General features: G+C 70.8%; 16 protein-coding genes and 1 tRNA gene. 9 read left to right on the forward strand and 8 right to left on the reverse strand.

Annotated elements, in window-relative coordinates; translation table 11 throughout:
• Position 1: 1 nt before the first annotated feature.
• The 3 genes from ASD38_RS15225 (at position 2) to spt (ending at position 2,531) form a co-directional block, all read left to right on the forward strand.
• Positions 2 to 979 (forward strand): NAD-dependent epimerase/dehydratase family protein, encoded by a 978-nt coding sequence (locus tag ASD38_RS15225; protein ID WP_056445156.1) that lies wholly within the window; start codon positions 2 to 4, stop codon positions 977 to 979.
• 79 nt (positions 980 to 1,058) lie between these two features.
• Positions 1,059 to 1,310 carry an acyl carrier protein gene (locus ASD38_RS15230; RefSeq protein WP_028039590.1) on the forward strand — a complete coding sequence of 84 codons (252 nt, stop codon included), beginning with the start codon at positions 1,059 to 1,061 and terminating at the stop codon, positions 1,308 to 1,310.
• 3 nt (positions 1,311 to 1,313) lie between these two features.
• Complete coding sequence (gene spt, locus ASD38_RS15235; RefSeq protein ID WP_056445158.1) at positions 1,314 to 2,531, forward strand: serine palmitoyltransferase; 1,218 nt, start codon at positions 1,314 to 1,316, stop codon at positions 2,529 to 2,531.
• Positions 2,532 to 2,573: 42 nt separating this feature from the next.
• On the opposite strand, the gene ASD38_RS15240 is transcribed toward spt, so the two are convergent.
• From ASD38_RS15240 to ASD38_RS15250, 3 genes are read right to left on the reverse strand one after another with little or no spacing between them, the layout of a single operon-like run.
• Entirely contained in the window at positions 2,574 to 3,518 is a 945-nt protein-coding gene (locus tag ASD38_RS15240; RefSeq protein ID WP_056461103.1) for a hypothetical protein, read from the reverse strand.
• Positions 3,515 to 4,432, reverse strand: a complete 918-nt coding sequence (locus ASD38_RS15245) for a diacylglycerol/lipid kinase family protein (RefSeq protein WP_235523842.1) — start codon at positions 4,430 to 4,432, stop codon at positions 3,515 to 3,517. Before ASD38_RS15245 ends, ASD38_RS15240 begins: the two co-directional genes overlap by 4 nt.
• The gene (locus tag ASD38_RS15250) at positions 4,432 to 5,490 is read right to left on the reverse strand and encodes a CDP-alcohol phosphatidyltransferase family protein (protein WP_235523860.1); all 1,059 of its coding nucleotides are present in this window, start codon (positions 5,488 to 5,490) and stop codon (positions 4,432 to 4,434) included. The genes ASD38_RS15245 and ASD38_RS15250 overlap by 1 nt, the downstream gene beginning before the upstream one ends.
• 156 nt (positions 5,491 to 5,646) lie before the next feature.
• Here ASD38_RS15250 and ASD38_RS15255 point away from each other — a divergent pair, with 156 nt between their 5' ends.
• From ASD38_RS15255 to ASD38_RS15280, 6 genes are all read left to right on the forward strand, one after another.
• On the forward strand, positions 5,647 to 6,570 hold the full coding sequence (locus ASD38_RS15255; protein ID WP_056461108.1) for a metallophosphoesterase family protein: 924 nt from the start codon (positions 5,647 to 5,649) through the stop codon (positions 6,568 to 6,570).
• 118 nt (positions 6,571 to 6,688) lie between these two features.
• Positions 6,689 to 7,126 (forward strand): HIT family protein, encoded by a 438-nt coding sequence (locus ASD38_RS15260; RefSeq protein ID WP_056445169.1) that lies wholly within the window; start codon positions 6,689 to 6,691, stop codon positions 7,124 to 7,126.
• Positions 7,123 to 8,352: an LptF/LptG family permease gene (locus ASD38_RS15265; protein ID WP_056445172.1), complete on the forward strand. Its 1,230-nt coding sequence runs from the start codon at positions 7,123 to 7,125 to the stop codon at positions 8,350 to 8,352. The genes ASD38_RS15260 and ASD38_RS15265 overlap by 4 nt, the downstream gene beginning before the upstream one ends.
• On the forward strand, positions 8,349 to 9,413 hold the full coding sequence (locus ASD38_RS15270) for an LptF/LptG family permease (protein WP_056445176.1): 1,065 nt from the start codon (positions 8,349 to 8,351) through the stop codon (positions 9,411 to 9,413). The genes ASD38_RS15265 and ASD38_RS15270 overlap by 4 nt, the downstream gene beginning before the upstream one ends.
• Entirely contained in the window at positions 9,414 to 10,565 is a 1,152-nt protein-coding gene (locus ASD38_RS15275) for a hypothetical protein (protein WP_056461111.1), read from the forward strand.
• A 3-nt stretch (positions 10,566 to 10,568) separates the two neighbouring features.
• A complete protein-coding gene (locus ASD38_RS15280; protein ID WP_056461114.1) occupies positions 10,569 to 11,351 on the forward strand; it encodes a nucleotidyltransferase family protein in 783 nt (260 codons plus the stop codon).
• 22 nt (positions 11,352 to 11,373) lie between these two features.
• Here the strand turns inward: ASD38_RS15280 and ASD38_RS15285 are convergent, their stop codons facing one another.
• From ASD38_RS15285 to ASD38_RS15305, 5 genes are all read right to left on the reverse strand, one after another.
• Positions 11,374 to 11,814, reverse strand: a complete 441-nt coding sequence (locus tag ASD38_RS15285; protein ID WP_156390710.1) for a hypothetical protein — start codon at positions 11,812 to 11,814, stop codon at positions 11,374 to 11,376.
• Between the two features lie 266 nt (positions 11,815 to 12,080).
• Positions 12,081 to 14,381: a TonB-dependent receptor gene (locus tag ASD38_RS15290; RefSeq protein WP_056461116.1), complete on the reverse strand. Its 2,301-nt coding sequence runs from the start codon at positions 14,379 to 14,381 to the stop codon at positions 12,081 to 12,083.
• Positions 14,382 to 14,696: 315 nt separating this feature from the next.
• Positions 14,697 to 15,449 carry a phosphocholine cytidylyltransferase family protein gene (locus tag ASD38_RS15295; protein ID WP_056461119.1) on the reverse strand — a complete coding sequence of 251 codons (753 nt, stop codon included), beginning with the start codon at positions 15,447 to 15,449 and terminating at the stop codon, positions 14,697 to 14,699.
• Between the two features lie 273 nt (positions 15,450 to 15,722).
• Positions 15,723 to 25,610, reverse strand: a complete 9,888-nt coding sequence (locus tag ASD38_RS24915) for an autotransporter outer membrane beta-barrel domain-containing protein (RefSeq protein ID WP_156390711.1) — start codon at positions 25,608 to 25,610, stop codon at positions 15,723 to 15,725.
• A 183-nt stretch (positions 25,611 to 25,793) separates the two neighbouring features.
• A tRNA-Gly gene (locus tag ASD38_RS15305) sits at positions 25,794 to 25,868 on the reverse strand.
• Between the last annotated feature and the right edge of the window lie 81 nt (positions 25,869 to 25,949).

Here is a 25,949-nt window from a genome sequence, read left to right on the forward strand (position 1 = left end):
CATGGACCTGGCCCGGAAAGGGCCTCCCGTGGAGAAACGTGTCGCCGTCACCGGCGCCACGGGCTTCCTCGGTCGCCGCCTGGTCAAGGTCCTGGCCGAACAGGACTGGACCGTCCGCATCCTGGCCCGGCGCGACGTCGCCGATCCGGCCTGGTCGGGCTTCGAACCGCAGCTGGTGATCGGCGATCTGGCCAACGCCTCCGCCCTGGCCGCGCTCTGCGACGGCGCCGAGGCGGTCGTCCACGTGGCCGGCCTGATCAAAGCGCGAGACCGGGCCGCGTTCGACCGGGCCAATGTCGAGGGCTCGCGGCGGGTCGCCGAGGCGGCCAAGGCGGCCGGGGCGCGACTCATCCTGGTCTCCAGCCTGGCGGCCCGCGAACCGCATTTGTCCGATTACGCCGGCAGCAAACGTGGCGGAGAAGACGCAGCGCGCGAGATTTTTGGCAGTGATCTGACCATTGTCCGCCCGCCCGCCATCTATGGACCTGGCGATGTCGAGACGCTCAGACTGTTCAAAATGGCCTCGGAATCGGCCTTTTTGCCGGTTTTGGACCCCAAAACCCGCATGGCCTGGATCCATGCCGACGACGCCGCCGCGCGGATCGCCCATTTGGTCAAAACGCCGCGCCCCGGCCTGCTCAGCTTGTCCGACGACCGTCCGGAGGGGTATGGCTGGGTCGAACTCATGCAGACCGCGTCCAAAGCGGTCGGCGCGTCGCCAAGGCTGATCAGGATTCCTTCGGGAGCGATCAAGGCGTTGGCGGTTCTGTCAAAATGGATGTCACTGGCGACGGGGAGTGATTCAATTCTCACGCCAGGCAAGGCTCGGGAGTTGCTTCACGGCGATTGGGCCCTATCTAGCAACGATCCGATTCCGGACTTTCCCCCAGTGAGATATCCTCTCGAAGCGGGATTCGCGCAAAGCGTGCGCTGGTATCGGTCGGAAGGCTGGTTGAAGGATAAAAAGTCTCAGAAATAGCCAAATACGGCGATTTTCTGTCGAGACGCTTGTTACAATTCGGTTATATTGAACTTTGGTCGGGGATATCGTCGCGTCGATGGAAGCTGTTACGGATCTCACTCTACGTGAAATCGGCTTAGCCACGGGCAAGGTGCTCGGGCGCTCGGTCGATGTGGCGAACGATACCCATATCGGCCGCGATCTGGCCGTCGATTCCTTGGCCTTGATGAACATCATCATGGAGCTCGAAGACACCTTCGACATCTCCATTCCTCTGGATCGCCTGGCTTCGGTGGAAACCGCCGGAGACCTTGCTTCCCTGATTAAAGACCTTCGGAATAGGGCCTAAGCCATGGGGCTGTTCGACAAGCACCTCGCGTATCGCGACGCTTACAACGCGATCCGGCAAGCCGGCGCCGATCCCTTCAGCGTGCGCTTCGACGCCGTCGTCTCGCCGACTGAAGGCGTGATCAACGGCAAACGCACGATCCTGCTGGGCACCAACAACTATCTTGGTCTGACCTTCGACGAGCAGGCGATCGCCTCCTCGGTCAAGGCCGTCCAGGAACGCGGCACCGGCACCACCGGTTCGCGCATCGCCAACGGCAGCTTCGAAGCCCACGTCGAGCTCGAAGAGGCCCTGGCCAAGTTCTACAAGCGCAAGCACGCCATGGTGTTCACCACCGGCTACCAGGCCAATCTGGGCGTGCTGTCGACGCTGGTCGGCCGCGGCGACCACCTGATCCTGGACGCCGACAGCCACGCCTCGATCTATGACGGCGCGCGTCTGGGCCACGCCGAGGTCATCCGCTTCCGCCACAACGATCCGGAAGACCTGTACAAGCGCCTGCGCCGCATGAAGGACGTTCCGGGCGAACGCCTGATCGTCGTTGAAGGCATCTATTCGATGATCGGCGACACCGCGCCGCTCAAGGAAATCGCCGCCGTGAAGCGCGAGCTGGGCGGCTATCTGCTGGTCGACGAGGCCCACTCGATGGGCGTGCTCGGCGAGCACGGCCGCGGCCTGGCCGAGGCGGCCGGCGTCGAGGCCGACGTCGACTTCGTGGTCGGCACCTTCTCCAAGAGCCTGGGCGCCATCGGCGGCTTCTGCGTCTCGGACATGGACGACTTCGACGTCATGCGCGTCACCTGCCGTCCGTACATGTTCACCGCCTCGCTGCCGCCGGCCGTGGTCTCCTCGACCGTGACCGCCCTGCGCCGCCTGGAGGAACAACCCGAGCTGCGCCACAAGCTGATGGCCAACGCCCGTCGCCTCTACGACGGCCTCTCGGGCATGGGCTACATGACCGGCCCGACCTCCAGCCCGATCGTGGCCATCACCATGCCGGACACCGAGCGCGCGATCGGCATGTGGAACGCCCTGCTGCAGAACGGCGTCTATTTGAACCTGGCCCTGCCGCCCGCCACCCCCGACAGCCGTCCGCTGCTGCGCACCAGCGTCAGCGCCGCCCACAGCGAGCAGCAGATCGACCAGGTGCTGGCCGTGTTCGCCGAGATCGGCGTGGCCATGGGCCTTATCGAAGCGCCGCTGAAGCGCGTCTCGGCCTAGACAGCGCTGCATCATTGAAATTGGAAAGGCCTGAGGGAAATCTCAGGCCTTTCCTGCTTTCTGGGCCTTGGCCTGGGCCTGGCGCTGCCGCCAGAGCCGCCAAAGCACGCCCGGCGCGGCCAGCACCGGGTGGCGCTCGCGCCAGGGGGTCAGGGCCACCGGCATGCCGGTGTGCCGCTCGATCTTCCAGGCCGCGTAGCGCGCCGCCCCGTCGAAGGTGAAGGCGGCCTTGATCAGGCGGGCGTAGTTCAGAGGCCGTCCCAGGCGGCGACGCAGGCGCCAGGCGGCCTGGATGCGCTTCTGGTCCGCCTGGCTCAGCGTGGGGCGCACGGGGCCGTCGGGCTCGATGTCCAAAAGCCCTTCCTCGCGCCAGCAGGCGATCAGCAGGCGATGATAGCGGGCGACGTCGAAGCCCAGGATCGAGCGCTCGCGCCCGCCCTTCTCGACCCGGAACTCGGCCGCGTAGGTTTCCCGAAACAGCGCCGACCAATAGGCCTCTGGCGCGGCCTCCGAAGGCCCCAGGGCGGCGGCGAAGCGGGCGGCCGTGCGGGCGGCGTCGGCCACGGCCTCGATGACCTGCTCGGCGACCGCCGGACCGGCGCTCCACACCAGTCCCGCGGGCTGGACGAAGCGGGCCCAGATGGTGGTGTCGATCCCCTGCCCGCGCGTCGCCGCCTGGAACTGGGCCAGGGTCATGGTCGCCACCTTGGCCCGCAGCACCTGACCGTCCAGCTCCAGCTCGTGATAGCTGACGTCGGGCCACAGCAGGCGGGTGGCCAGGCCGCGCGGGCCCGGGCGGACGTGCTGGGTCAGCACGTAGAAGTCCATCACCCCGTCCAGGTCGCCGGTGCGCAGGATCGAGCCGTAGAACAGCACCGCCAGCGGCGCCTCGAAACGGTCGAGCAGCTTGGCCGCGAAGGCCACGGCCTGCGGCGGGGCCGGAGCCAGCAGCTCCTCCCCCACCAGGCTGGCGACGGCCCCGGTCATGCCGCCAGGAACCTCAGGGTCGGGCCCAGGACCACGGTCAGCCCGCCCGCCCCGTCATAGACGTCGCCGTCGACGACGAGCGGCTGGTCGGTGGTGATCCGCAGCTTCGCGGCGTCGCCGCGCCGATAGCCGTGTTGCGACGACCAGGCCGAGTCCTTGCCGGCCAGCAGGGCCGGAAACGCCCCCGGCAGACGCCGCGGCGGCGCGTCGACGTCGAGGAACTTGAGCCCCTCGCGCGGCGGGCCGAACGGCCGCACCCCGAACGGCAGGCGCTTGAGCGTGGTGGCCAGCACCAGGAAACGATCGGCCGTGCGGGTCTCCTCGCCGTCGATGGCCAGGCACAGCGGCACGCCGGCCCGCCACTGGTCGCGCTTGCCGCCCATCACCGTGCCGACCAGCGCGCCCAGCACGCTCATGCCGACCGAGATGCTGTGGAAGGCTCCCAGCTTGTGGACGTTCTGGGCCAGGCTGGTGGCGCGCACGAAGGCGCCCAGGCCGAACACGAAGCCGCGCAGGCTGGGCCGCCCGTCGTCCCAGCGCACCTCGAGCGGCGCGCGATGCTTGATGACGGCCTGTTCGGACCTGGCCGCGGCCATCGCCTTGGCCAGGGTCCAGTCGCGCGGCACGCCCAGGTCGATGGCCAGCACGTTGGTCTTGCCCGACGGAATCAGGGCGATCAGCGGCATGGCCTCGCCGAAGATCACCGCCGCCCGGCTGATCACGTCGCGGATCGTGCCGTCGCCGCCGTCGATCACCAGCAGGGTCACGCCGCACTGGGCGAAGGCCTGAAGATCCTGCTCCAACGCCTCGGGCGTGGCCGGCTCGACCAGCAGCACGGCGTCGGGCGTCGACACGTCGTCGGTGCGCCCGATGTTGGCGTGGCTCATCGGATTGCGGACGACCCCGACACGCATCAGCGCGACAACCAGGACACGACGGCCCCCTTCGGGGTCGCCAGGGCTTGCAGGATCTGCGCGGCGTGCACGATCAGGCAGATCGCCGTCCAGACCGCCACCGCCAGGAATCCGATGTCGGGACGTCCGACCGCGACCGCGAGGGTCAGCAGGATCAGGTTGGGGTTGCGACGGGCGGTGATCAGCCGGAAGAAGCTGTCGAACGGCCGCCAGGCGTGCATCTCGACCTTGAACAGGGCCAGGAAGATCCCCTCCTCGACCCGCTGCAGCACATAGCCGCCGACGATGACCGCCAGGGCCAGTTCGCCGTGGGGCATGGTGAAGCCCAGAGCCCCGACGCCGACATACCAGGCCCACCACCAGAACGGCGGATGGACCAGGTCGATGCCGTGGTCGAAGACGTTGCCCCACTTGGACGAGGTCAGGGTCACCCGCGCCAGCTTGCCGTCGACCGTGTCGAGGAAGGTCATGATCCAGGCGCAGACCAGGCCCCAGCCGAACTCGCCGATCCAGAACAGCCAGAAGGCCGCCAGCACCAGCAGGAAACCGATCAGGGTGACCTGGTTGGGAGTCATCCTGGCCAGGGCGCACCAGCGGGTGACGATTCGGGCCGGCGTGGGCCAGACGTACTTCGTCACCAGGTCGGTGACGCCCTTGTACGAGCCCTGGAACAGCCGCTTCTCGACCGCCACGCGGGTTTCGGGCGTCAGGCGCTCCAGCACCGGCGGCTCGCGCTTGCGCAGGGCGCTGTTGTAGGCCGAGCCCAGCTCCAGCGCGGTCAGGCGGACCTCGGCCAGGGCCGTGACGTCCTCGCCGGTGTCGAGCCGCACGATCGCCTCTCGGGCCCGCGCGGCGGGAACGTTGATGGCGACGATGCGCCCGGCTTCGTCGACCAGGGCCGCGCCCGGACGACCGGCCAGGGCCTTGATCAGCGACTCGTCGAACACCCAGCCGGCGTCGACCACCACGACGTCGCCGGTGATGAAAACGGTTTCGCGACCGGCCTCGACCAGGCCCAGACGGCGGTAGATTCGCGACAACCGCTCGGCGGAGGTCATCCCCCAGAGGCGCGTCTTGGCCTGTCCGACCGTGACGGCGGACGGGCCGGCGGCCTCATTTGGATGATTTTCCACGCTCACGATAGACAACCCCTTGAAACCTGGGGCGATTGATAAGCAGCTTCGGCTCCTTCCGCCAGAATCCGTGAACCAATCTTGTCGATATTCCGTCTCGCGCATCTCTCGGATCTTCACCTGCCGCCGCCGCAAGGGGCGTTCGGCTGGCGGGACCTGCTGTCCAAGCGACTGCTGAGCCGGATCGCCTGGCGGCGCAAACGCCGCGAGCATCGGCCCGAGGTGCTGGCGGCGCTGGTCGCCGACCTCAAGGCCCACGCGCCCGATCACATCGCCATCACCGGCGACCTGACCAACTACGCCTCCCCCGCCGAATACGAGGCCGCCCGCGTCTGGCTGGAGGCGCTGGGTCCGGCCTGGAATATCACCGTCAGCCCCGGCAACCACGACGCCCTAGTCGAAGCCAAGGGCGGCCAGCCGTTCGCCGCCTGGACGCCCTGGCTGGGCGACGACGGCGCGGTCGCCTTCCCCCAGGTGCGGATGCGCGACGGCGTGGCGCTGTTCAACCTGTGCTCGGCCGCGCCGACCGCCCCGCACTTGGCCACGGGCCGGCTGGGAAAGGCGCAGCTTGACCGCCTGGACGCCCTGCTGGGCGATCCGACCTATCGCGACGCGTTCCGGGTGCTGCTGATCCACCACCCGCCCGTCCCGGGCGCGGTGGTCAAGCGCAAGGCGCTGGAGGACCAGGACGCCCTGCGCGCCCTGCTCGCCCGCCACGGGGCCGACCTGATCCTGCACGGTCACGCCCATGAGGCGATGGTGGCGACGGCGCCCGGGCCGAACGGCGCGACGATCCCGGTACTGGGCGTCCCCTCGGCCTCGGCCATGGGCAAGCGCGGCCATCCGGCGGCCCGCTGGCACGGTGTCGAGATCGACCGACGCGCCGACGGCGGCGTCGAGGTGAAGGTGGTCGCGCGCGGCCTGGACCCGGAGAGCGGCGAGCCGGGCGAACTGGGCCGCTACATCCTGACCCAGGCCGGGCGCCCGGCCGCGCGGCGCTCGTAGCGCATCCTCGGACGCCGGGGCCGGAACCGAAGCGAACAACGCGGATCGCACTTCCATGCAAAAGGCCGCGTCCCTATTGTATGAGCGACGGCGGCGAACGCCCCGAGGCGAGGCCGACATGACCAATCCCACCGCTGAGACCTTCGGTTACCCGCGCACCCTAGTGGCCGAGACCGCCAGCTGGCTGATCCTGGTGCGGCCCAAGCAACCGACCTTTGGGTCTCTGGTCCTGGTATGCAAGGAATCGGTCGAGGCCTTTTCCCAGCTGAGTCCCGCCGCCTTCGTCGACCTCAAGACGGCGACCGAGGGCGTTGAACGGACGCTGGGCAAGGTCGTGGCGTACGAGAAGATCAACTATCTGATGCTGATGATGGTCGACAAGGATGTGCATTTCCACGTGATCCCGCGCTACGCCGGGACGCGCGAACATGACGGCCGGGTGTATGCCGACGCCGGCTGGCCCGCCGTTCCGGCCCTGGGGTCCACGGTCGACCTGGACCTCGACGCCGCCGAGCGCCTGGCCCAGACCCTGGCCCAGGTCTGGTCCGCCGCGTGAGGAAGCCCATTCCCACGCCGCATGGAACCGCGCGTTTCCGGCTGATCGACGCCTATCTGCTGCGCCTGCTGGCCTGGCCGATCGTCGGCTGCCTGGGCGTGACGGTGATCGCCCTGCTGCTGGAGCGGGTCCTGCGCCTGCTGGACGTGCTGTCGCAAAGCAGCGCCCGCTTCGGCTATGTCACCTCGCTGGCCGCCAATCTGGTGCCGCACTATCTGGGCCTGGCCCTGCCCGTGGCGTTCTTCGTGGCGCTGTTCATCGTCATCACCAAGCTCAGCGACGGGTCGGAGATCGACGCCCTGCTGGCCAGCGGCCAGTCCCTGACCCGCATCGCCGCGCCGTTCGTCTGCGTCGGCCTGTTCCTGACGGTCTTCAGCCTGGTCGTGTTCGGCTACATGCAGCCTTACAGCCGCTACGCCTATCGCGCCGTCATGCACGAGGCGATCAACGCCGGCTGGAACGGCAAACTCAACGGCGGGGCCTTCATCGACCAGCCCAAGCTGCTGATGACCGCCGACGGCGCCGACGCGGCCGGCCAGCAGCTGACGCGGGTGTTCATCCGCCGCATGGACGTCAACGGCCGCGAGGAGGTGATCACCGCCGCCACCGCCGACCTGCGGGCCGACGCCGACGGCAAGAACGTCACCATGCTGCTGCGCAAGGGCCAGCGGATCGGCGTGGACGCCCTGGGCCATTATCGCATCCTGATGTTCGACCGTTTCACCACCAACGTGCCCCTGGCCGGCGCGGCCGCCCTGCTGCGCAGCCGCGGCGGCGACGAGCGCGAGCTGACCCTGGGCGAACTGGCCCGCCAGGCCGACAGCCCCAAGCCGATCGTGCCGCGCGCCACCCTGCTGGCCGAGCTCTACGGACGCCTGGCCCGGGCGTTGTTCCTGCCCTTCCTGCCCCTGCTGGCCTTCCCGCTGGGACTGGCCGCCAAGCGCGGCAACCGCACGCCCGGCCTGATCATCGCCGGCGTGCTGCTGCTGGCCTTCCAGCACAGCCTGCAACTGGGCCAGAGCCTGGCGGAATCGGGCAAGGCCATGCCGCTGGCGGCGGTCGGAGCGCCATGGCTGATCTTCACCGGCCTCAGCGTCTGGATGTTCATCGGCAGCCGCAAGCGCCCCGGCCAGACCCCGGTCACCGAGCTGATCCGCCGGTTCGGCGTGGGCATCAAGCGTTTCCGCCGCATGTTCCGCGACAAGTTCGAGCAGGCCGAGGCATGAAGATCCCGCTCTATGTCCTGCGGACGGTCGGCATGCGCGTGTTCGGCGCGGCCGTGATCCTGTTCTCCATCCTGCAGATCCTCGACCTGCTGGAAGTGACCACCGACATCCTCGACCGGGGCCTGGGCACGGCCGGGGTGCTGTACTACGCCGCCCTGCGCTCGCCGCGGCTGATCGAGCAGGTCGCCCCGATCGCCACCCTGGCCGGCGGGCTGTTCGCCTTCTCGCAGCTGGCGCGCGAGAGCGCGATCATCGCCATGCGCGCGACCGGCATCTCGGCCTATCGCATCGTCGCCATGGCCTTGCCCGTGGCGTTCGTGGTGATGGCCGTCGACTTCAGCTGCGCCCAGCTGATCGCCCCCCGCACCGATCCGGTGCTGGCCGCGTGGTGGCAGGCCACCACGCCGGCCGCCGATCGCAAGGTCCCGGGTCCGCGCAGCTTCCGGGCCGGCGACGACCTGGTGATCGCCGCCGGGTCCTCGGCCGACGGCGCAACCCTGAACGCGGTGAGGATCTATCGGCGCGACACAACCGGCCGGCTGGTGGAGCGCGTCGAAGCGCCGTCGGCCTCCTACGCCCGCGACAAGGGCTGGGCCCTGACCAAGCCCGTGATCGTCCGGTTCCACGGCGAGCAGTCCAATGTCACGCCCGCCGCCAAGATGGACTGGCCCTCGCCCCTGCACCCTCAGGACGTCCAGGCCCTGTTCGCCGACAGCCCCGTGCCGACCGCGGCGACGGCTCGCCGCGCCCTGCTGAACGGCGGCGGCGACCGCCCGACCACCTTCTACGAGACCCGCTTGCTGGCCGCCTTCGCCGGACCGGTCGTGTCCCTGGTGATGCTGCTGCTCAGCGCGCCGGTCGCCCTGGCTAATTTCCGCAGCGGCCAAGGCGCGCTGCTGCTGGCCGGCGGCCTGGCGGCCGGCCTCATCTTCCTGGTCGTCAACGGCTTGCTGTCGGCGCTCGGCGAAGGCGGCTCCCTTTCGCCCATCCTGGCCGTCTGGGGCGGTCCGGTCATCTTCGCGGCCCTCGCGATCCATGCGCTTGTTGTTTTGGAGGGCTGAATGCCGTTCGACACCACCGACTCCGACCTCTCGATCGTTCCCGTCAACTCCAAGGCCGAGCTGAAGCGGTTCATCGAGCTGGCCAACCGACTGAACGCCAAGGACCCCAACTGGGTCGTGCCGCTGATGTACGAGCGGATGGCGGCCCTGACGCCCAAGACCAACCCGTTCTTCGAGCATGCCGACGTGCAGATGTGGCTGGCCGTGCGCGGCGGCCGCGACGTGGGCCGGATCAGCGCCCAGATCGACCACCTGGCCACCGAGGAAGGCACGGCGAAGACCGGCAACTTCGGCATGGTCGCCGCCGAGGACGATCCGGCGATCTTCTCTCTGCTGTTCCGCACGGCCGAGGACTGGCTGAAGGCGCGCGGCTGCGACCGGGCCCTGGGTCCGTTCAACCTGTCGATCAACGAGGAGGTCGGCCTGCTGGTCGACGGCTTCGACACCAAGCCGATGGTGATGATGGGCCACGACCCCCGCTACACGGCCGCGCGCGTCGAGGAGCAGGGCTACGTCAAGGCCAAGGACGTCTACGCCTATGTCTGCGATCCCCGCGCCGCCCTGCCGCCCGTGGTGGTGCGCCGGGTCAAGCGCGGCCTGCCCGAGGGCGTGACCCTGCGCGAGCTGGACATGAGCCGCTACGACGAGGAGGTCAAAGCCCTGACCGGCATCCTCAACGACGCCTGGGCGGGCAACTGGGGCTTCGTGCCCACCACCGAGGCCGAGACCGCCCAGCTGGGCAAGTCGCTGAAGGACGTGCTCGACAAGCGCCTGATCCTGTTCTCCGAGATCGACGGCGAGCCGGCCGGCTTCATCGTGCTGCTGCCCAACGTCAACGAGGCCATCGAGGGCCTGAACGGCAAGCTGCTGCCGTTCGGCTGGGCCAAGCTGCTGTGGCGGCTGAAGGTCAAGCGGGTCAAGTCGATCCGCATCCCGTTGATGGGCCTCAAGCGCAAGTTCGCCGACACCCTGCGCGGTCAGGTCGTGCCGTTCCACCTGATGAACGCCGGCCGCGACGCGGGCCTGGCCCTGGGCTACGACAAGTTTGAGTTCTCGTGGATCCTCGAGGACAACGCCCCGATGCGTCGGATCTCCGAGGCGATGGGCGCGGAGATCTACAAGACCTATCGGATCTACGAGAAGGCGATCTAGCCGGTGGGCCAGGAAGCAGGCCCTGGAGAGCCCTTTCAGGCGCTCGTGCTGGCCGGTTCGCGCGGCGAGGTCGATCCCGTCGCCGACTATGCCGGCGTCAGCCAGAAGGGCCTGATCGTCCTGGGCGGCCAGACCCTGCTGCGGCGGGTGTTGACCGCGCTGGACCAGGCCGGCGCCAGCCGCATCGGCGTCTCGACCAACGACGTGGCGCTGCAAGCGGCCCTGCGGGCCGAGAAGGCCCGGGCGACGCTGTCGCGCCTGCCCTCGGCCGCCGGTCCCAGCCAGAGCGTCCACGAGGGCGCGGTGGCCATGGGCACGCCGCTGCTGGTGACCACGGTCGACCACGCCCTGCTGCGGCCGGAATGGGTGACGGACTTCATGGCCGACACCCCGGCCGACGCCGACATCGCCATCCTGCTGGGCGAGGAAGCCCTGGTGCGGTCGGCCGCGCCGACCACCAAGCGCACCTATCTGGCGTTCCGCGACGGCCGCTATTCGGGCTGCAACCTGTTCTATCTGAAAACCCCGGCCAGCTTGCGGGCCATCGACCTGTGGCGCACGGTCGAGAAGCACCGCAAGCAGCCGTGGAAGATCGCGGCCCTGTTCGGTCCGGTCATGCTGGCGCGCTACCTGCTGGGCCTGATGACCCTGGACGAGATGGTGGCCCGCATCGGCCGCCTGGCGGGGGTCAAGGCGGCGGCCGTCCGGGCGCGGCACGGCTTGGCGGCGGTGGACGTCGACAAGCCGGCCGACCTGGACCTGGTGCGGTCGATCGTCGAGGGGTGAGCCCCCGCGGCGATCGCCGGGCTCACGTTGTGGTGTCGCCGCGATAGAAGACGCCCACCAGGGCGACATAGAGCATCCCGACAAGCGAGACGATGAACCCGAAGTCTTTCGGGATCGGGAACGGGGAGCTCGTCGGCCCCAATGTCGCGGTCCAGATCAGGAAGGCCACGCACGAGATGGCGATGCCCAGCGGTTGGGGACCGTCGGCGTTTTGAGCCGTGCTCTTGATACGCACCGCGATCAGGATGGCCAGACAGGCCAAGGTGACCACGATCAGGAGGACCAGCCGCACCGTATCCTGGCCCTCCAGGCTCGGTATGAGGCCGAGCGCCGCGCCGTAGACGCCCAGCGCCTCGGCGGGGATCAGTTTCGCCAGCCTCGTGGCCCAGCCGTCGGCGGTGGCTCCGTTCGCCGCTTCTTCGCGCTTCTGGCCCAAAGGCAGGCCGTGAACTCTCAGTGACATTGGTCGCTCCCTCTCGCGTCGTTGAAGACCTTGGTTTCGAGCGGGGCGCCAACGCCGCGAACTTCCGACGCGAGACTGAGTCTCCACGAGGCGTCCCTGCGCGAGCCTGACCGAACTCCTTCGCGAACGCAATTGGGGAGGGAGTATGCATTTAAGCGCAACCATAGAGGTTGCACGAGCTCCAGACGTGAAAAAACCCCGCCGCCGAGCGCCGCTGGAGCGGCGTCGGCGACGGGGTCCTTGAGAGGTCGAAACGTGGACGCGGACTATTTCAGCTTGGCGCTGACCGAGATCCCCACGATGCGCGGCTCATTGTAGACGGCCGCCATGTAGTTCTCGATGACCCCCTTGAGGTTCTTCTCGTTGGTGATGTTGCGGCCGAACAGGGCCACTTCATAGGCGCCGTCGCCGCCTTCGTAGCCGAGCTTCAGCCCGCCTTCGAAGTTGCCCTTCGAGTAGAACTCGTCGGTCTTGTAGAGCACGAAGTTCGTATAGCCCTGGACGTTCCAGTCCGTGGCGATGAACAGCTTGCCGTCGGCGCCGACCGGCACGTCGTAGCGGCCCGTGAAGCTGAAGTTGTACTTCGGCGCGTTGGGCAGCGGCTGGCCGTCGATTTGGGCGAAATAGCTGGTGCCGAAGGGGCCGACGATCGCCTTGGTCGGGTTCTTGACCGTGCAGACCACCACGCTGTTCAGCGCGCAGACCTGGGCGTAGACGCGCTTGTCGTCGATCTCGCTGTGCAGCAGGCTCAGGCCCGCCGTCAGGGTCAGGTTGGAGATCGGGCGCCATTCGGCGTCGGCTTCCAGGCCGTAGGCCTTGGCCTTGTCGGCGTTGAACAGCACGCCGTTGCCGTTGGAGTCGTTGCCGTTCAGCTGGATGTCCTTGACCTCGTAGGTGAAGGCCGAGGCGTTCAGGCGCAGGGTGTTGTCCAGCAGCGTGCTCTTGAAGCCGGCTTCCCACGACAGGATCGTTTCGGAATTGGCGGTCGTGAAGTCGCTGTTGAACACCGCCGAGCGGCCCTGGATGGTCGGGCCGCGGAAGCCCTTGGCCGCGCGGGCGTAGAGGTTCAGGTCGGGATTGACCTCGTAGTTGGCCGAGAGGTCCCAGCTGACCTGCTCGTCCGACAGGCGCACATAGCGACGGCCGGCGTAGGTCTGGACGTTGGCGGCGGTGTTGGCCGTCTTGACCAGCTTGGTCTTCTTGGCGTCGTAGGTGTCGCGCAGGCCGCCGGTGATCGTCAGGGCGTCGGTCAGCTTGTAGCTGACCTGGCCGAACACCGCCCACGAGGTGTTGAGGTTGTCCAGCCGCACCCAGTTGTTGGGATTGTAGCCGGCCGAGCCGGGCTTGAGGAAATAGGCGCGCTGGTAGAAGTCGGTCGTGTCGCGCGAGTCGAAGTACAGCGCGCCGACCTGCCACTTCAGGCGATCGTCGCCGTTGCTGGCCAGGCGCAGTTCCTGGGTCAGCTGGTCCAGGTCGCGGACCTGGCCCATCGATTGGCCGAAGCCGTTGGGCACGCCGCCGACCGGATAGTTGGCGGCCGCGCCGCCGTCGGTGTCGCCGCGGCTGTAGCCGGCGGTGGTCTCGTAGGCGCTGATCGAGGTCAGGGTCACCGGGCCCAGGTCATAGGCCACGTTCAGCGACGCGCCCTGGGTGTCGTAGGCCTGCGGATTGTTGTCGGCCTCGTCGAAGGCGACGCTGTCGCGCGGGGCGTGGGGTTCGTTGGAGCCCTTGGTCAGCGCCTGGCGCAGGAACAGGGTCGAGGTGCCCTCGTAGTTGCGGGCGTGGGCCGAGGCCAGGACCGTCAGCTGCTCGGTCGGGGTGGCCAACAGCTGGACCCGCACGTCCTTCTCGTCGAAGCCGCCCATGGCGTCCTTCTTCGGAGTGACGGTGCCGTCGGCGCTGGTCCCGGCGAAGGTGTTGTCGACATAGTCGTCGCGGTGCTGGTAGAGCGCCGAAACGCGGAAGGCCAGCTTGTCGGCCACGATCGGGCCGCCGATGCCGCCGTCGAAGGTGGTCGTGCCGTAGGTGCCGTACGAGGCGCTGGCGCGGCCTTCCAGGGTCTGGGTCGGCCGGTTGGTGTCGAACTTGACGATGCCGGCGGTGGTGTTGCGGCCGAACAGCGAGCCTTGCGGACCGCGCAGCACTTCCACCTGTCGAACGTCGAACACCGGGTTGGACTTCAGCACCACGTGCTCGAGCACGACGTCGTCCTGGATGATCGACACCGGCTGGGAGGCGCCCAGGTAGAAGTCGATGTTGCCGAGGCCCCGGATGTAGAAGCGCGGGAAGATCCGGCCCGTGGTGGTCTCGGCGTAGAAGCTGGGCACCTTGCCCGACAGCGAGATGATGTCGTCGCCGCCGCCCTGGATGGCGCGCAATTGGTCGCCGCCGACCACGGCCACCGACACCGGCACCTTCTGCAGGTTTTCCGACCGGCGCTCGGCCGTGACCACGACCTCGTCCAGGGTCGTCGAGGACGCCTCCTGGGCGAGCGCGCCGCCGAACGACAGCGCCGACAGCGCCGCGCCCGTTAGCAGACTGACTTTTTGAGTTCCGAACCTACGCATGGAAATCCCCGTTCCGCCCGACCCCGGGCTCGAATCGACCAAAACACCAAGGAGGTATTGGCCCAACGGCCTGCCCCCTCAAGCACGCTCAGCGGTTTGGGCTGAGGTCTCCGCCGTATAGGGACGGCATGTGACCGGCCGGTGACAGGGTAAGAACTGGCTTACTTGAAGGGTTTCCGAGCATGAAAATGTCCGGATTGAGCACGGCGACGCGCCGCCGACGACACAATCGTCAGAGCACGGAATATCGAGGTTTGATCAAGCCTTCGGCGCCGGCGAACACCCGTTGAGCGCCGCCGAGGCGCCCGCCCTCGCCTACTCCCCCGCCGCGACCCAGGCCGCCGCCAGTTCGCGGTTCTTCGGCAGGTCCTCGGGGAAGTCCATCTCGGCCCATTCCAGGCCTTCGATCGACTGCACCCGGACCACGTCGTGTTCCTGGGCGATCTGGTTGATGACGCTGAGGTACCAGCGCTTGAGGCCCTCGGGCGTGCGCAGGGCCTGCTCGACGATGCGGGTGAACAGGGCCGCGCCCTCGGGGTCGAAGCGCAGGAAGCCGATCGACTCGGCGTCGTACTGATCGATGGTCTTGCCGATGGCGCGCAGGGACAGGCCCTCGGTCAGCACCTTCATGTCGTCGGCGTCGTAGCCGGCGGCCTTGCGGTCGATGGTGACGGTGATCGGGGCCGGCGGGGCGGCGATCAGGCGCTCGGCGATCGGGGCCTCGAACAGGGTGTCGCCGTTCAGCAGCAGGAAGTCGCCGCGCATCTCGCCGCGCGCCAGCCAGCAGGTCGCCAGGTTGTCGGTCAGGGCGTAGAACGGGTTGAACAGGGTGCGGATCTCGAGGCCCGGGACGTCCAGCCCGGCGACCTCCTTCTCGACGGTGTCGGCGGCGAAGCCGGTCACCACCACCGCCTCGGTGATCCCCGCCTCGGCCAGGTGCTTGAGCTGCCAATGCAGCACAGTACGGCCCGAAAGCTCGACCAGGCACTTGGGGCGCGTATCGGTGAGCGGCGACAGGCGCTTGCCCTGGCCGGCGCTGAGAATGATGGCTTTGGCCGGTTTCGCCACGGGCGTGGTCTCGTCTGTCTGGAAAAGCGAAGAGCGCGAAATAGCGACGACGGGGCAGGCCAACAAGCCCGCCCCGTCGCTTCAGGGTGCGAAGTATCAAGTTTCGTTGGGCGCGCGCAAGCATCTCCCAAATCCGCTCATCCCGGCGAACGCCGGGACCCAGATCCTATAGCGGTGCGGATGATTGGAAGGGCTCAGCGCTTTTGGCGTCAGCTTCCAAGCCATTCCATCTGGGTCCCGGCTTTCGCCGGGATGAGCGGGTCAGAGAGGTTCTTAGAACGGCACGGTGAATTTCACCGCCAGGGCCTGGTTGCTGACCCGGTCGCCGAACTGACCCGACCAGTTGACCCTGGCGCTGGCCCCCTTGGCGTTGACCAGGGCCGCGCCGAGTTCGGCGTCGACCGTCGTCTTGTCCAGCCGCCCGGCGACGTCGAACGAACCCGCCACCGGCGCCGCGCTCTCGAACGCGGTGGTGAACTGCGGCGCGCGCCCCGACAGCATGTGGCTGGCGCCGATCCGGGCATAGGGCCGGATCGCCGTGACGCCCTGCATGAACTCGCCGCCGACCTCCAGCTTGACGCTGGCGCGGGTGGACTGGTCTACCTGCTTGGGTGCCACCAGGTTCAGCGCCCCGGCGCCCTTTTCCGCGAAGGCGTCGGTCGAGATCCGAGCCCAGTTCAGTTCAGCGATCGGCTTGGCGTAGGCCTTGTCCGTGCCGAAGCGGTAGCCGGTCCGGGCGGTGATCGCCTGGAACGTCTGGCGCTGCTTGGCTTCCGCCATCCGCAGGCCCGAGGGCAGCAGCACGGCGCGACGGGTGTCGACCGAGCTGGAACCGGCGGTGAAGGCCATGGCGGCCGTCAGCGGACCGTCGGCGGCCTTGGCCACCGCGCCGAACTGATAGCGGTCGCCGTCGCCCTGGGTGCGGGTCGGGATGCCGGTCCGCAGGCTCTCGGCCGAGGCCGCCGCGCCGAACCGCCAGTGCGGGCCCGCGGCGTTCTCGAAGCCGCCCGACAGACCCGTCGAACGCTCCTTGTACGCCATGTCCTGGGCCGTGGCGTCCAGCGTCAGCTGCCGCCCGCCGGCCTTGGCCCAGACGCAGCTGTCGGCCTCGCCCTGCCCCGGCGCCGTCGGACAGGTCATCATCGAGTCCGTGAAGCCGGCGATGGCGAAGTTGGTCACCGCCACCTGGTCGGCATAGGTCTCGGCGCTGAAGCTGTCGTAATAGTTGGCCAGATTGACCTGCGACGGCTCCCAGAACAGTTCGGCCGCCACCGGCGCGAAGGCGTTGGTGCTGCCGGCCAGCTGGATGTTGTTGATGTGGTCGCCGACGGCCGTGCGGTTGACGTTGAACCCGGCCGGCGAGAAGTCGACCACATAGTGCAGGTTCAGGTCGTCGGCCGTGGTCTTCAGCTCGAACATGGCGATCGACGAGACCGGGGCCACCAGCTGCAGGCCCGAGGCGGTGACCACGCCCGAACCGTTGAGGATGGCGGCCGTGTGGTCGCCCGGCAGGATGTGGCCAGGGTCGGCGATCTGCAGGACGAACTTGCCCTTCAGGTCCAGCGAGCCGGTGATGTCCAGGCGGTCGATCTCGCCGGCCTTGCCCGTCTTGCCCAGGTCCAGGTCGGCCAGGAACACGCCGGTCGCGGTCTGCTTGAAGTCGCCCTCGACGCTGGTGACCTGCACCAGGCCGGCGCCGCCCGGCGTGAGCAGTCCGTCGTTGGTCAGCAGGCCGCCGTTCAGCTTCACATAGTCCAGGGTCAGCAGGGTCGAGGCCGCCGTGTTGCGGAAGGCGTTCACGCCGCGACCCAGGTCGATGTTGCCGATCACGCCCTTGTTGCTGATGATCGTGTCGTTGCCGGTGGTCGCCAGGATCGCCAGGTTCGAGGCCGCCGACACCACGCCGTTCAGGGTGATGACGTTGTTCTTGCCGCCGTCGACGAACACGCCCTTGCCGTAGACCGAGCCGCCATGAACGTCGCCGTTCAGGGTGGCGACGATGTCGGCCGCCGAATAGGTCGGCGCCGCCGCGGCCGACGCGGCCAGGCTGTGCGATCCGGCCGCCGGCACGTCGCCGGCCTGGCTCTGGAAGAAGGCCCCGATGCCGTTCAGGCCGCCGGCCCAGATGTTGCCGTTCTGGATCACGGTGACCGTGCCCGCGTCGCCCGTGCCGCCCAGCGAACCGGCGAACGACAGGCCCAGGCCGCTGCCGAACAGGCCGCCGCCGCCGCCCACCGACTGGGCGAAGATGCCGACCGAGCCGGCGCCCAGCAGCACGATGTCGCCGGTGTTGGTCACCGTGACGTCGCCGCCGTCGCCGCCGTAGCCGTCCAGCGGGTTGATGCTCATGTCGGCGTAGTCGCTGTAGTCCTCGCCGCCGTAGGCGCTGAAGTCGCCCCACGAGGCGATGCCCAGCGACACGTCGCCGGCCACGCCGCCGCCGCCGCCGATGCTCTGGGCGAAGATGCCGTAGGCGCCGAAGCCTTCGGTCTGGATCAGGCCGCTGTTGGTGACGATGACGTCGCCGCCGTCGCCGGCCGTGCCGCCCACGCCGGAGAACACGATCTGGCCGAGGCCGGTGATCGTCGCCTCGCCGCCCGTGCCGCCGCCGCCGCCGACGCTCTGGGCCATGACCCCGTGCGACAGCCGGCCGGACGTGTAGATCGCGCCGCTGTTGTCGACCGTGACGCTGCCGCCGTCACCGGCCGAGCCGCCCGTGCCGCCGATGCTGATCCCCCAGGCCGGCTCGCTGAACGAGTCGACCAGGTCCTTGGCGTCGGTCAGCTTGCCGACCTCGCCCATCGTCTTGGAAAGGGCGTCGCTGTAGGAATAGGTGTCGGGGCCGTCGTAGTCGGTGGCCCCGCCGGTGCCGCCGCCGCCGCCCACGCTCTGGGCGAACACGCCGCGCGACAGGGCGCCTTCGGTGACGATGGTCCCGCTGTTGCTGACCTTGACCGCGCCGCCGTCGCCGGCCACGCCGCCCTGGCCGCCGATGCTGACCTCGCCGGCCAGGCCCGAGCCGCCGTCGCCGCCGCCGCCGCCCACCGATTGGGCGAACACGCCGTGGGCGTCCTTGCCCTTGGTCCAGATCAGGCCGCTGTTGCCGACCGTGACCGCGCCGCCGTCACCGCCGCCCGCGCCCGAACCGCCGATGGCGATCTGGCCGCCCTTGGCCTCGCCCTTGTTGGCCAGGTCCAGGAAGGTCACGACCTCCTCGCCCTGGGTCGAGATCAGGCCGCCGCGACCGCCGCCGCCGCCGACCGACTGGGCGAACACGCCGTGCGAGTCGCCGCCCTCGGTCAGGATCTGGCCGCTGTTGGTCACGTCGACCTGGCCGCCGTCGCCGGCCGCCCCGCCCTGGCCGCCGATCGACACGTTGACCGAGGTGGCCTTGGTCGTGCCGGCCGCCTTCTTGGCGAAGCCCAGCGAGAAGCCGCGGGCGTCGCCGCCGCTGCCGCCGCCGCCGCCCACGCTCTGGGCGACGATGCCGGTCGAGTTGCCGCCGATCGTGCTGAGCGAGCCGCTGTTGACCACCTGGACCAGGCCGCCGTTTCCGGCCTCGCCGCCGAAGCCGCCCAGGGCGACGGCGTAGGTGCCGTTCTTGCCCTGGCCGAAGCTGCCGGATGCCGCCGTGGCCACGCCCGCGTCGCCGCCGCCGCCGCCGATGCTCTGGGCGTAGATGGCGTTGGCCTGGGACTCGCCGGTGGTGGCCACCACGCCGCTGTTGGTCACCTTGACCACGCCGCCGTCGTCGCCGGTGCCGCCCTGGCCGCCCAGGGCGACCGAGATGTTGTTGCTGTTGGAGCCCAGGCTGACCGTGCCGGCGCCGCCGGCCATGTAGTCGGACCACTGGTTCTCGTCGATGCCGGCCATGCCGCCGTGGCCGCCGCCGCCGCCGACGCTCTCGGCGAAGATGCCGTGCGACTGCTCGCCCGAGGTGAAGACCTGCCCGCTGTTGACGACCGTGACGTCGCCGCCTTGCGAGCCCGCGCCGCCGAAGCCGCCGATGTTCATCGCCAGGTTGGTCGACTCGCCGCCGGACACCGCCAGGGCGCCCGCCGCGCCGCCGGCCCCGCCGCCGCCGCCCACGCTCTGGGCGAAGATGGCGATGGCGTCGTCGCCTTCGGTGACCACCAGGTCGGTCGAGGTGACCTTGACGTCGCCGCCCTTGCCGCCGCCGGCGCCCGAACCGCCCAGGGCGATCGAGATGTTCTTGGACTTGGCGCCGCCCAGGGCCGCCGAGACGGCCATGCCGCCCGAGCCGCCGCCGCCGCCCACACTCTGGGCGAACACCGCCGTGGAGCCGTCGCCCAGCGTGCCGACCTTGCCGTGGTTGGTCACCTCGACGTCGCCGGCCTTGCCCGCCGCGCCGCCGAAGCCGCCGATCGACACGCCGATGGCGATGTTGTCGGTCGAGCCAAGGCCGCCGGTCAGGGCGCCGGCGAAGCCGCCGTCGCCGCCGCCGCCGCCCACGCTCTGGGCGAACACGCCGTAGGACCGCGCGCCGTCGGTGGTGGTCACGCCGTCGGTGACGACATGGACGTCGCCGCCCTCGCCCGCCGCGCCGCCCGCGCCGCCGATGGCCGCCGAGAGGCCGACCGTGCTGGTCCCCGCCGTCAGGGCGCCGGCCAGCGAGAAGCCGCCGGACCCGCCGCCGCCGCCCACGCTCTGGGCGTAGAGGGCGTGGGCGTCCTCGCCATAGGTCGAGGCGCCGAGGTCGCTGGTGACCGTGACGACCTTGCCGTCGCCGCCCGCGCCGCCGAAGCCGCCGACCGAGGCGCTGATCGCCTTGGGCGCGCCCGAGGACAGGGCCGCCGTCACCGAGGCCGAGAAGCCGCCGTTGCCGCCGCCGCCGCCGATCGACTGGGCCTGGATCGCATAGGCGCGATCGCCCTCGGTGATGATCACGTCGTGGCTGTGGACGGTGACGTCGCCGGCGTCGCCGCCGACCCCGCCGCCGCCGCCGATGGTCAGGGTTCCCGCCCCGGTGCTCTGGCCGACCGAGACGCCGGCCGCCAGCGAGAAGCCGCCGCTGCCGCCGCCGCCGCCGATCGACTGGGCCAGGACGCCCGCCGCGTCGTCGCCGATGGTGTAGATCTGGCCGAAGCTGTCGACCGTCACGGCGCCCGCGTCGCCGCCGCCGGCCCCGAAGCCGCCGATGCCGACGGCGACCGCGCCGCTGGTCTGGCCCGCCCCGACCGCCAGGGCGGCCGTCCAGCCGCCGGCTCCGCCGCCGCCGCCGATGCTCTGGGCCTGGATGCCGTTGGCGCGATCGCCGATGGTGCCGATGTCCGCGTGGCTGGTGACCTCGACGATCTTGCCGTCGCCCGCCGAGCCGCCGAAGCCGCCGACGGTCAGGCTGCCCGAGCCGGCCGTCTGGCCCGCCCCGACGCCAGCCGCCAACGAGAAGCCGCCGCTGCCGCCGCCGCCGCCGATCGATTGCGCCAGCACCGCCGTGGCGTCGTCGCCCAGGGTCAGGATCAGGTCGATGACGTCGACCTCGACCTCGCCGCCGTCGTTGCCCACGCCGCCGCCGCCGCCGATCCCGACCGTGACCGCCGCGGCGTTGTTGCCCGCGCCGACCGCCAGCGAACCGCTCCAGCCGCCGCTGCCGCCGCCGCCGCCGATCGACTGGGCCTGCACGCCGTAGGATCGGTCGCCGCCCGTGACGATCGTCCCCTCGCTGCTGACCTCGACCCGGCCGGCGATACCGCCCGCCCCGCCCGTGCCGCCGACGCTGACGCTGGCCGCGCCCGCCGTCTGGCCCGCGCCGACGCCGGCCGCCAGCGAGAAGCCGCCCGTGCCGCCGCCGCCGCCGATGCTCTGGGCCAGCAGGCCCGCCGCGTCGTGTCCTTCCGTGATCACCGTGCCGACGCTGTCGACCGTGACGGCCCGACCCGCGCCGCCCAGGCCGGCCGAACCGCCGACGCTGACGCCGACCGCGCCCGCCGTCTGGCCCGCGCCGATGGCGAGCGAACCGCTCCAGCCGCCGTCGCCGCCGCCGCCGCCCACCGACTGGGCGTAGACGCCCGCCGACCGGTCGCCGTGGGTATGAATGTCTCCAGCCGTCGAGACGGTCACCGCCTCGGCGTCGCCGCCGCCCAGGCCCGACCCGCCGACCGAGACCGAGCCGGCCCCCGCCGTCTCGCCGCCCGCCACGCCGGCCGCCAGCGAGAAGCCGCCGCTGCCGCCGCCGCCGCCGATCGACTGGGCCAGGATGCCGTGCGAATCCGCGCCCTGGGTCTCCAGGTCGCCGACGCTGGTCACCCCGACCGTGTCGCCGGCCCCGCCGACGTCGCCGCTGCCGCCGACCCCGACCGCCACCGTGCCGGCCCCGGTCCCGCCGGCGATGCCCAGCGCGCCCGTCCAGCCGCCCGAGCCGCCGCCGCCGCCCACGCTCTGGGCGTAGATGGCCGAGGACCGATCGCCGATCGTGGAAATGTCGCCCTGGGTGTCGACCAGGACCTTGCCGGCCTTGCCGCCGCCGCCGCCCGAACCGCCGACCCCGACCGAGGCCGAGCCCGCGAATTCGCCGCCGGCGATGCCCGCCGCCAACGAGAAGCCGCCCGTGCCGCCGCCGCCGCCAACCGACTGGGCCATCAGGCCCGCCGCGTCGTCGCCTTCGGTGGCCACCGCGCCGCGGCTGAGGATCGAGACGTCCTTGCCCACGCCGCCGCCGTCGGCCGAGCCGCCGACCGAAACCCCGACCGCGCCGGCGCCGACGCCGCCGGCCCCCGCCAGCGAGCCGCTCCAGCCGCCGTTGCCGCCGCCGCCGCCGATCGACTGGGCGAACACGCCCGCCGCCCGGTCGCCGCGCGTATGGATGTCGCCGTGGGTGATGATGTCGACCGTGTCGCCGTCGCCGCCGCCCGCGCCCGAACCGCCGACTCCGACGGAGCCCGCCAGCGCGCCCTCGCCGCCCGCCACGGCCGCCGCCAGCGAGAAGCCGCCGCTGCCGCCGCCGCCGCCGACGCTCTGGCCGAAGATGCCCGTGGCGTCCTCGCCCAGGGTGTCGATCTGGCCGACGCTGTTGACCGTTACAACGCCGCCCTTGCCGCCGTGGTCGCCGCTGCCGCCGACCGAGACGCCGACCGAGCCGCCGGCCACGCCGCCCGCGCCCGCCACCGCCCCGCTCCAGCCGCCGCTGCCGCCGCCGCCGCCCACCGCCTGGGCGAAGATCCCGGCCGAACGGTCGCCTTCGGTGACGATGTCGGTGACGCTGAGCACCTTGACCTCGTCGCCCTCGCCGCCGGCGCCGCCCGAACCGCCGACCCCGACCGAGGCCGCGCCGGCCGCCGAGCCGCCGGCCAGGGCCCCGGCCAGGGCGAAGCCGCCCGTGCCGCCGCCGCCGCCGATGCTCTGAGCGTAGATGGCCGAGGCGTCGACGCCCCGGGTGTGTATCTGGCCGGCCGTGTCGACCGTGACCTTGCCGCCCTTGCCGCCGTCGTCGGCGCCGCCGCCCACGGCCACGCCGATCGACGCGCTGGCGCCGCCCGAGGCCGCCAGCGCGATCGCGCCGCTCCAGCCGCCGTTGCCGCCGCCGCCGCCCACGCTCTGGGCGAACACGCCGACCGCCCGATCGCCGCTGGTGTCGATGTTCACGCCGGTGGTGTGATCGACCGTGACCTCGCCGCCGGCCCCGCCGCCGGCGCCCGAACCGCCGACCGAGATCGAACCCGCCGCCGCGCCGACGTCGCCGACCGCCAGGGCCGCGGCGACCGTGTAGCCGCCGTCGCCGCCGCCGCCGCCCACGCTCTGGGCGAACACGCCGCGCGAATCCGCGCCGGTGGTGACCAGGGTTCCGTCGGCCGTGACATGGACGACCCCGCCCGCCCCGCCCGCGCCGCCGTCGCCGCCGACCCCGATGCTGACCGCGCCATAGACGCCGATCGCGCCGCCGGCCCCGAAGCCGCCGTCGCCGCCGCCGCCGCCCACGCTCTGGGCGTAGATGGCCGTGGCCCGGTCGCCGCCGGTGGCGATCGAGCCGTCGTTGATGACCGTGACGTCGCCGCCCCGGCTGGCCGTGCCGCCCGAGCCGCCGATCGACAGGTTGACGAACAGGCCCACGCTGGTGGAGTCGCCGCCGTTGCCGCCGCCGCCGCCGACCGACTGGGCGAACACGCCGCCCGAACCGTCGAGGTCGGTGACGATCGCGCCGTGATTGGTGACGTTGACGGTCCCGCCGATGCCGCCGCCCGAGCCGCCGCCGCCGATCGCGAACATGCCGCCCGCGCCGCCGCCGTTGCCGCCGCCGCCGCCCACGCTCTGGGCGAACACCGCGTAGGAGTCATAGCCGTGGGTCGTCAGGGCGCCGTCGTTGACGACCGTGACCGTGTCACCGTCGCCGCCCGCGCCGCCCTTGCCGCCGATCGCGACCAGGCCGCCGGCCCCCGCGCCGTTGCCGCCGCCGCCGCCCACGCTCTGGGCGAACACGCCCGCGGCCAGCTTGCCGTCGGTCTCGACCGTGCCGGTGTTGGACACCGTGACGGTCCCGCCCTTGCCCGAGGCGCCGCCGTCGCCGCCGATGCCGACCAGACCGCCGCCGCCCGCGCCGTTGCCGCCGCCGCCGCCGATGCTCTGGGCGAACACGCCCGTGGCCAGGTCGTTGTGGGTGAAGATCTGGCCCGCGTTGGTGGCGGTCACCGCGCCGCCGTCGCCGGACGAGCCGCCGCCGCCGCCGATGCCGACCAGGCCGCCGGCCCCGCCGCCGACGCCGCCGCTGCCGCCCACGCTCTGGGCGAACATGCCGATCGAGGCCACGCCGCCGGTCTCGATCACGCCGTCGTTGAACACGTCGACCTGGCCGCCGTTGCCGCCGCCCGAACCCGCGCCGCCCAGAGCCGCGATCCCGCCCGCGCCGCCGGCCGCGCCGCCGCCGCCGCCGACGCTCTGGGCCAGGATGCCGTAGGAGACGGCACCGTGCGTGATGATCCCGTCATGGTTGGCGACATTGACCGCGCCGCCGACGCCCGCCGCGTTGGAGCCGCCCGCGAAGGCGCCGATGCCGCCGGCCGAGCCGCCCGAGCCGGACAGGCCGCCGACGCTCTGGGCCAGGATGCCGTTCGAGCCCGTGCCCCAGGTCTCCAGCAGGCCGTTGTTGATCACCCCCACCGAGCCGCCCGGCCCGCTGCCGCTGCCGGCGCCGCCCGAACCGACGATGCCCGCGCCGTAGCCGCCGTCGCCGCCGGCGCCGCCCGTGCTCTGCACGAACAGGGCCGAGGACTGGTTGCCACCGGTCGTGACCGAGGCGTTGTTGGTCAGGTTGGCCGAGCCGCCGGCGCCGCCGTGCCGACCCGAGCCGCCCTCGCCATAAGCGCCGTAGCCGTCGCCGCCGTCGCCGCCCGCGCCGGCGTTGCTCTTGACCTGGACGCCCACCGCGTTGTCGCCGGTGGTCGAGACGTCGCCGCCGACCGTCAGATCGACCGCGCCGCCGTCGCCGCCGACCCCGCCGTCGCCGCCGAAGCCGACCAGGACCAAGGGCGGGACAAGGAAGCCGTCGCCGCCGTTGCCGCCATTGCTCCCGTTGGCCGTGACGCTGACGGCCGGGCCGCCGGCCTTGTCAAAACTGCCGTTGATCGAGGGGCTGATCGAGCCGCCGTCATTGCCGCCGTCGCCGTTGGTGCCGTGGGCGGGCAGGCTGGTGCCGTTGCTGGCCCCGCCGCCGTTGGCGTTGGCCGTGTAGTCGCCCGCCGCCGCCGGCAAGGCGCCCAGCACGGTGGCCCCGACCGCGCCGACCGCCAGGACCCGGCCCAGGCCCTTGAGCAGCTTGCGCGCGGCGGTCTCGATCCGGACCGCCTGGGCCCGGCTCTTCACGTCGACGATGGGGACGATGTTCAGTTCGGCCGGCGGCGGCGCATAGGCCGCCAGCACGGCCAGGACCGCCAGGGCGTCGTGCAGACGCAGCAGCAGCTTGGGCGGCAGGGCGCCGGGCGCTCCGAAGGACGAGGCCAGCAGATGGGCGACGGCGTCCTGGGTGGCCAGAAGTTCCGGGGCCGAGGCGCCGAAGCGCTCGCTCAGGGCCGCGGCCACCCGCGGGTCGCGAGCCTCGCGCTCCCAGCGTCCGGCCAGTTGCTCCAGCCCCTCGGCGAACCGCGCCAGACGATCCACGCGCGTGGACTCCGCAACGGCGGCCTTCGCCGCGCCAGCCGACAACTTACCCATGACTTCCCCCGATACCGGCGCGATCGACGTCCGACCGCAAAATCGCGCGCGCGTAGCTTAACCGTTCTTAACGAAGTTCGGAGCGTTTTCCCGTATTGGACGAACAAAGTTCGCGCCAAAACGGGACAAACCCCGACCCTTGCGGTCAGTGCTGCAATTTCCAGGTGAGAGACGCGGTGCGTCTGGAGCGGGCGATGGGAATCGAACCCACGACATTCTGCTTGGGAAGCAGACGCTCTACCTCTGAGCTACGCCCGCGTTGGACGGAGAAAGTCGCGCCGTCCAAGCGCTGAGTTCGTCTAGCCGGTCTGGCTTGTCTTCTCAAGGCCATGCGTCGAC

The organism is Caulobacter sp. Root487D2Y, from assembly GCF_001427165.1.
Lineage (GTDB): Bacteria > Pseudomonadota > Alphaproteobacteria > Caulobacterales > Caulobacteraceae > Caulobacter.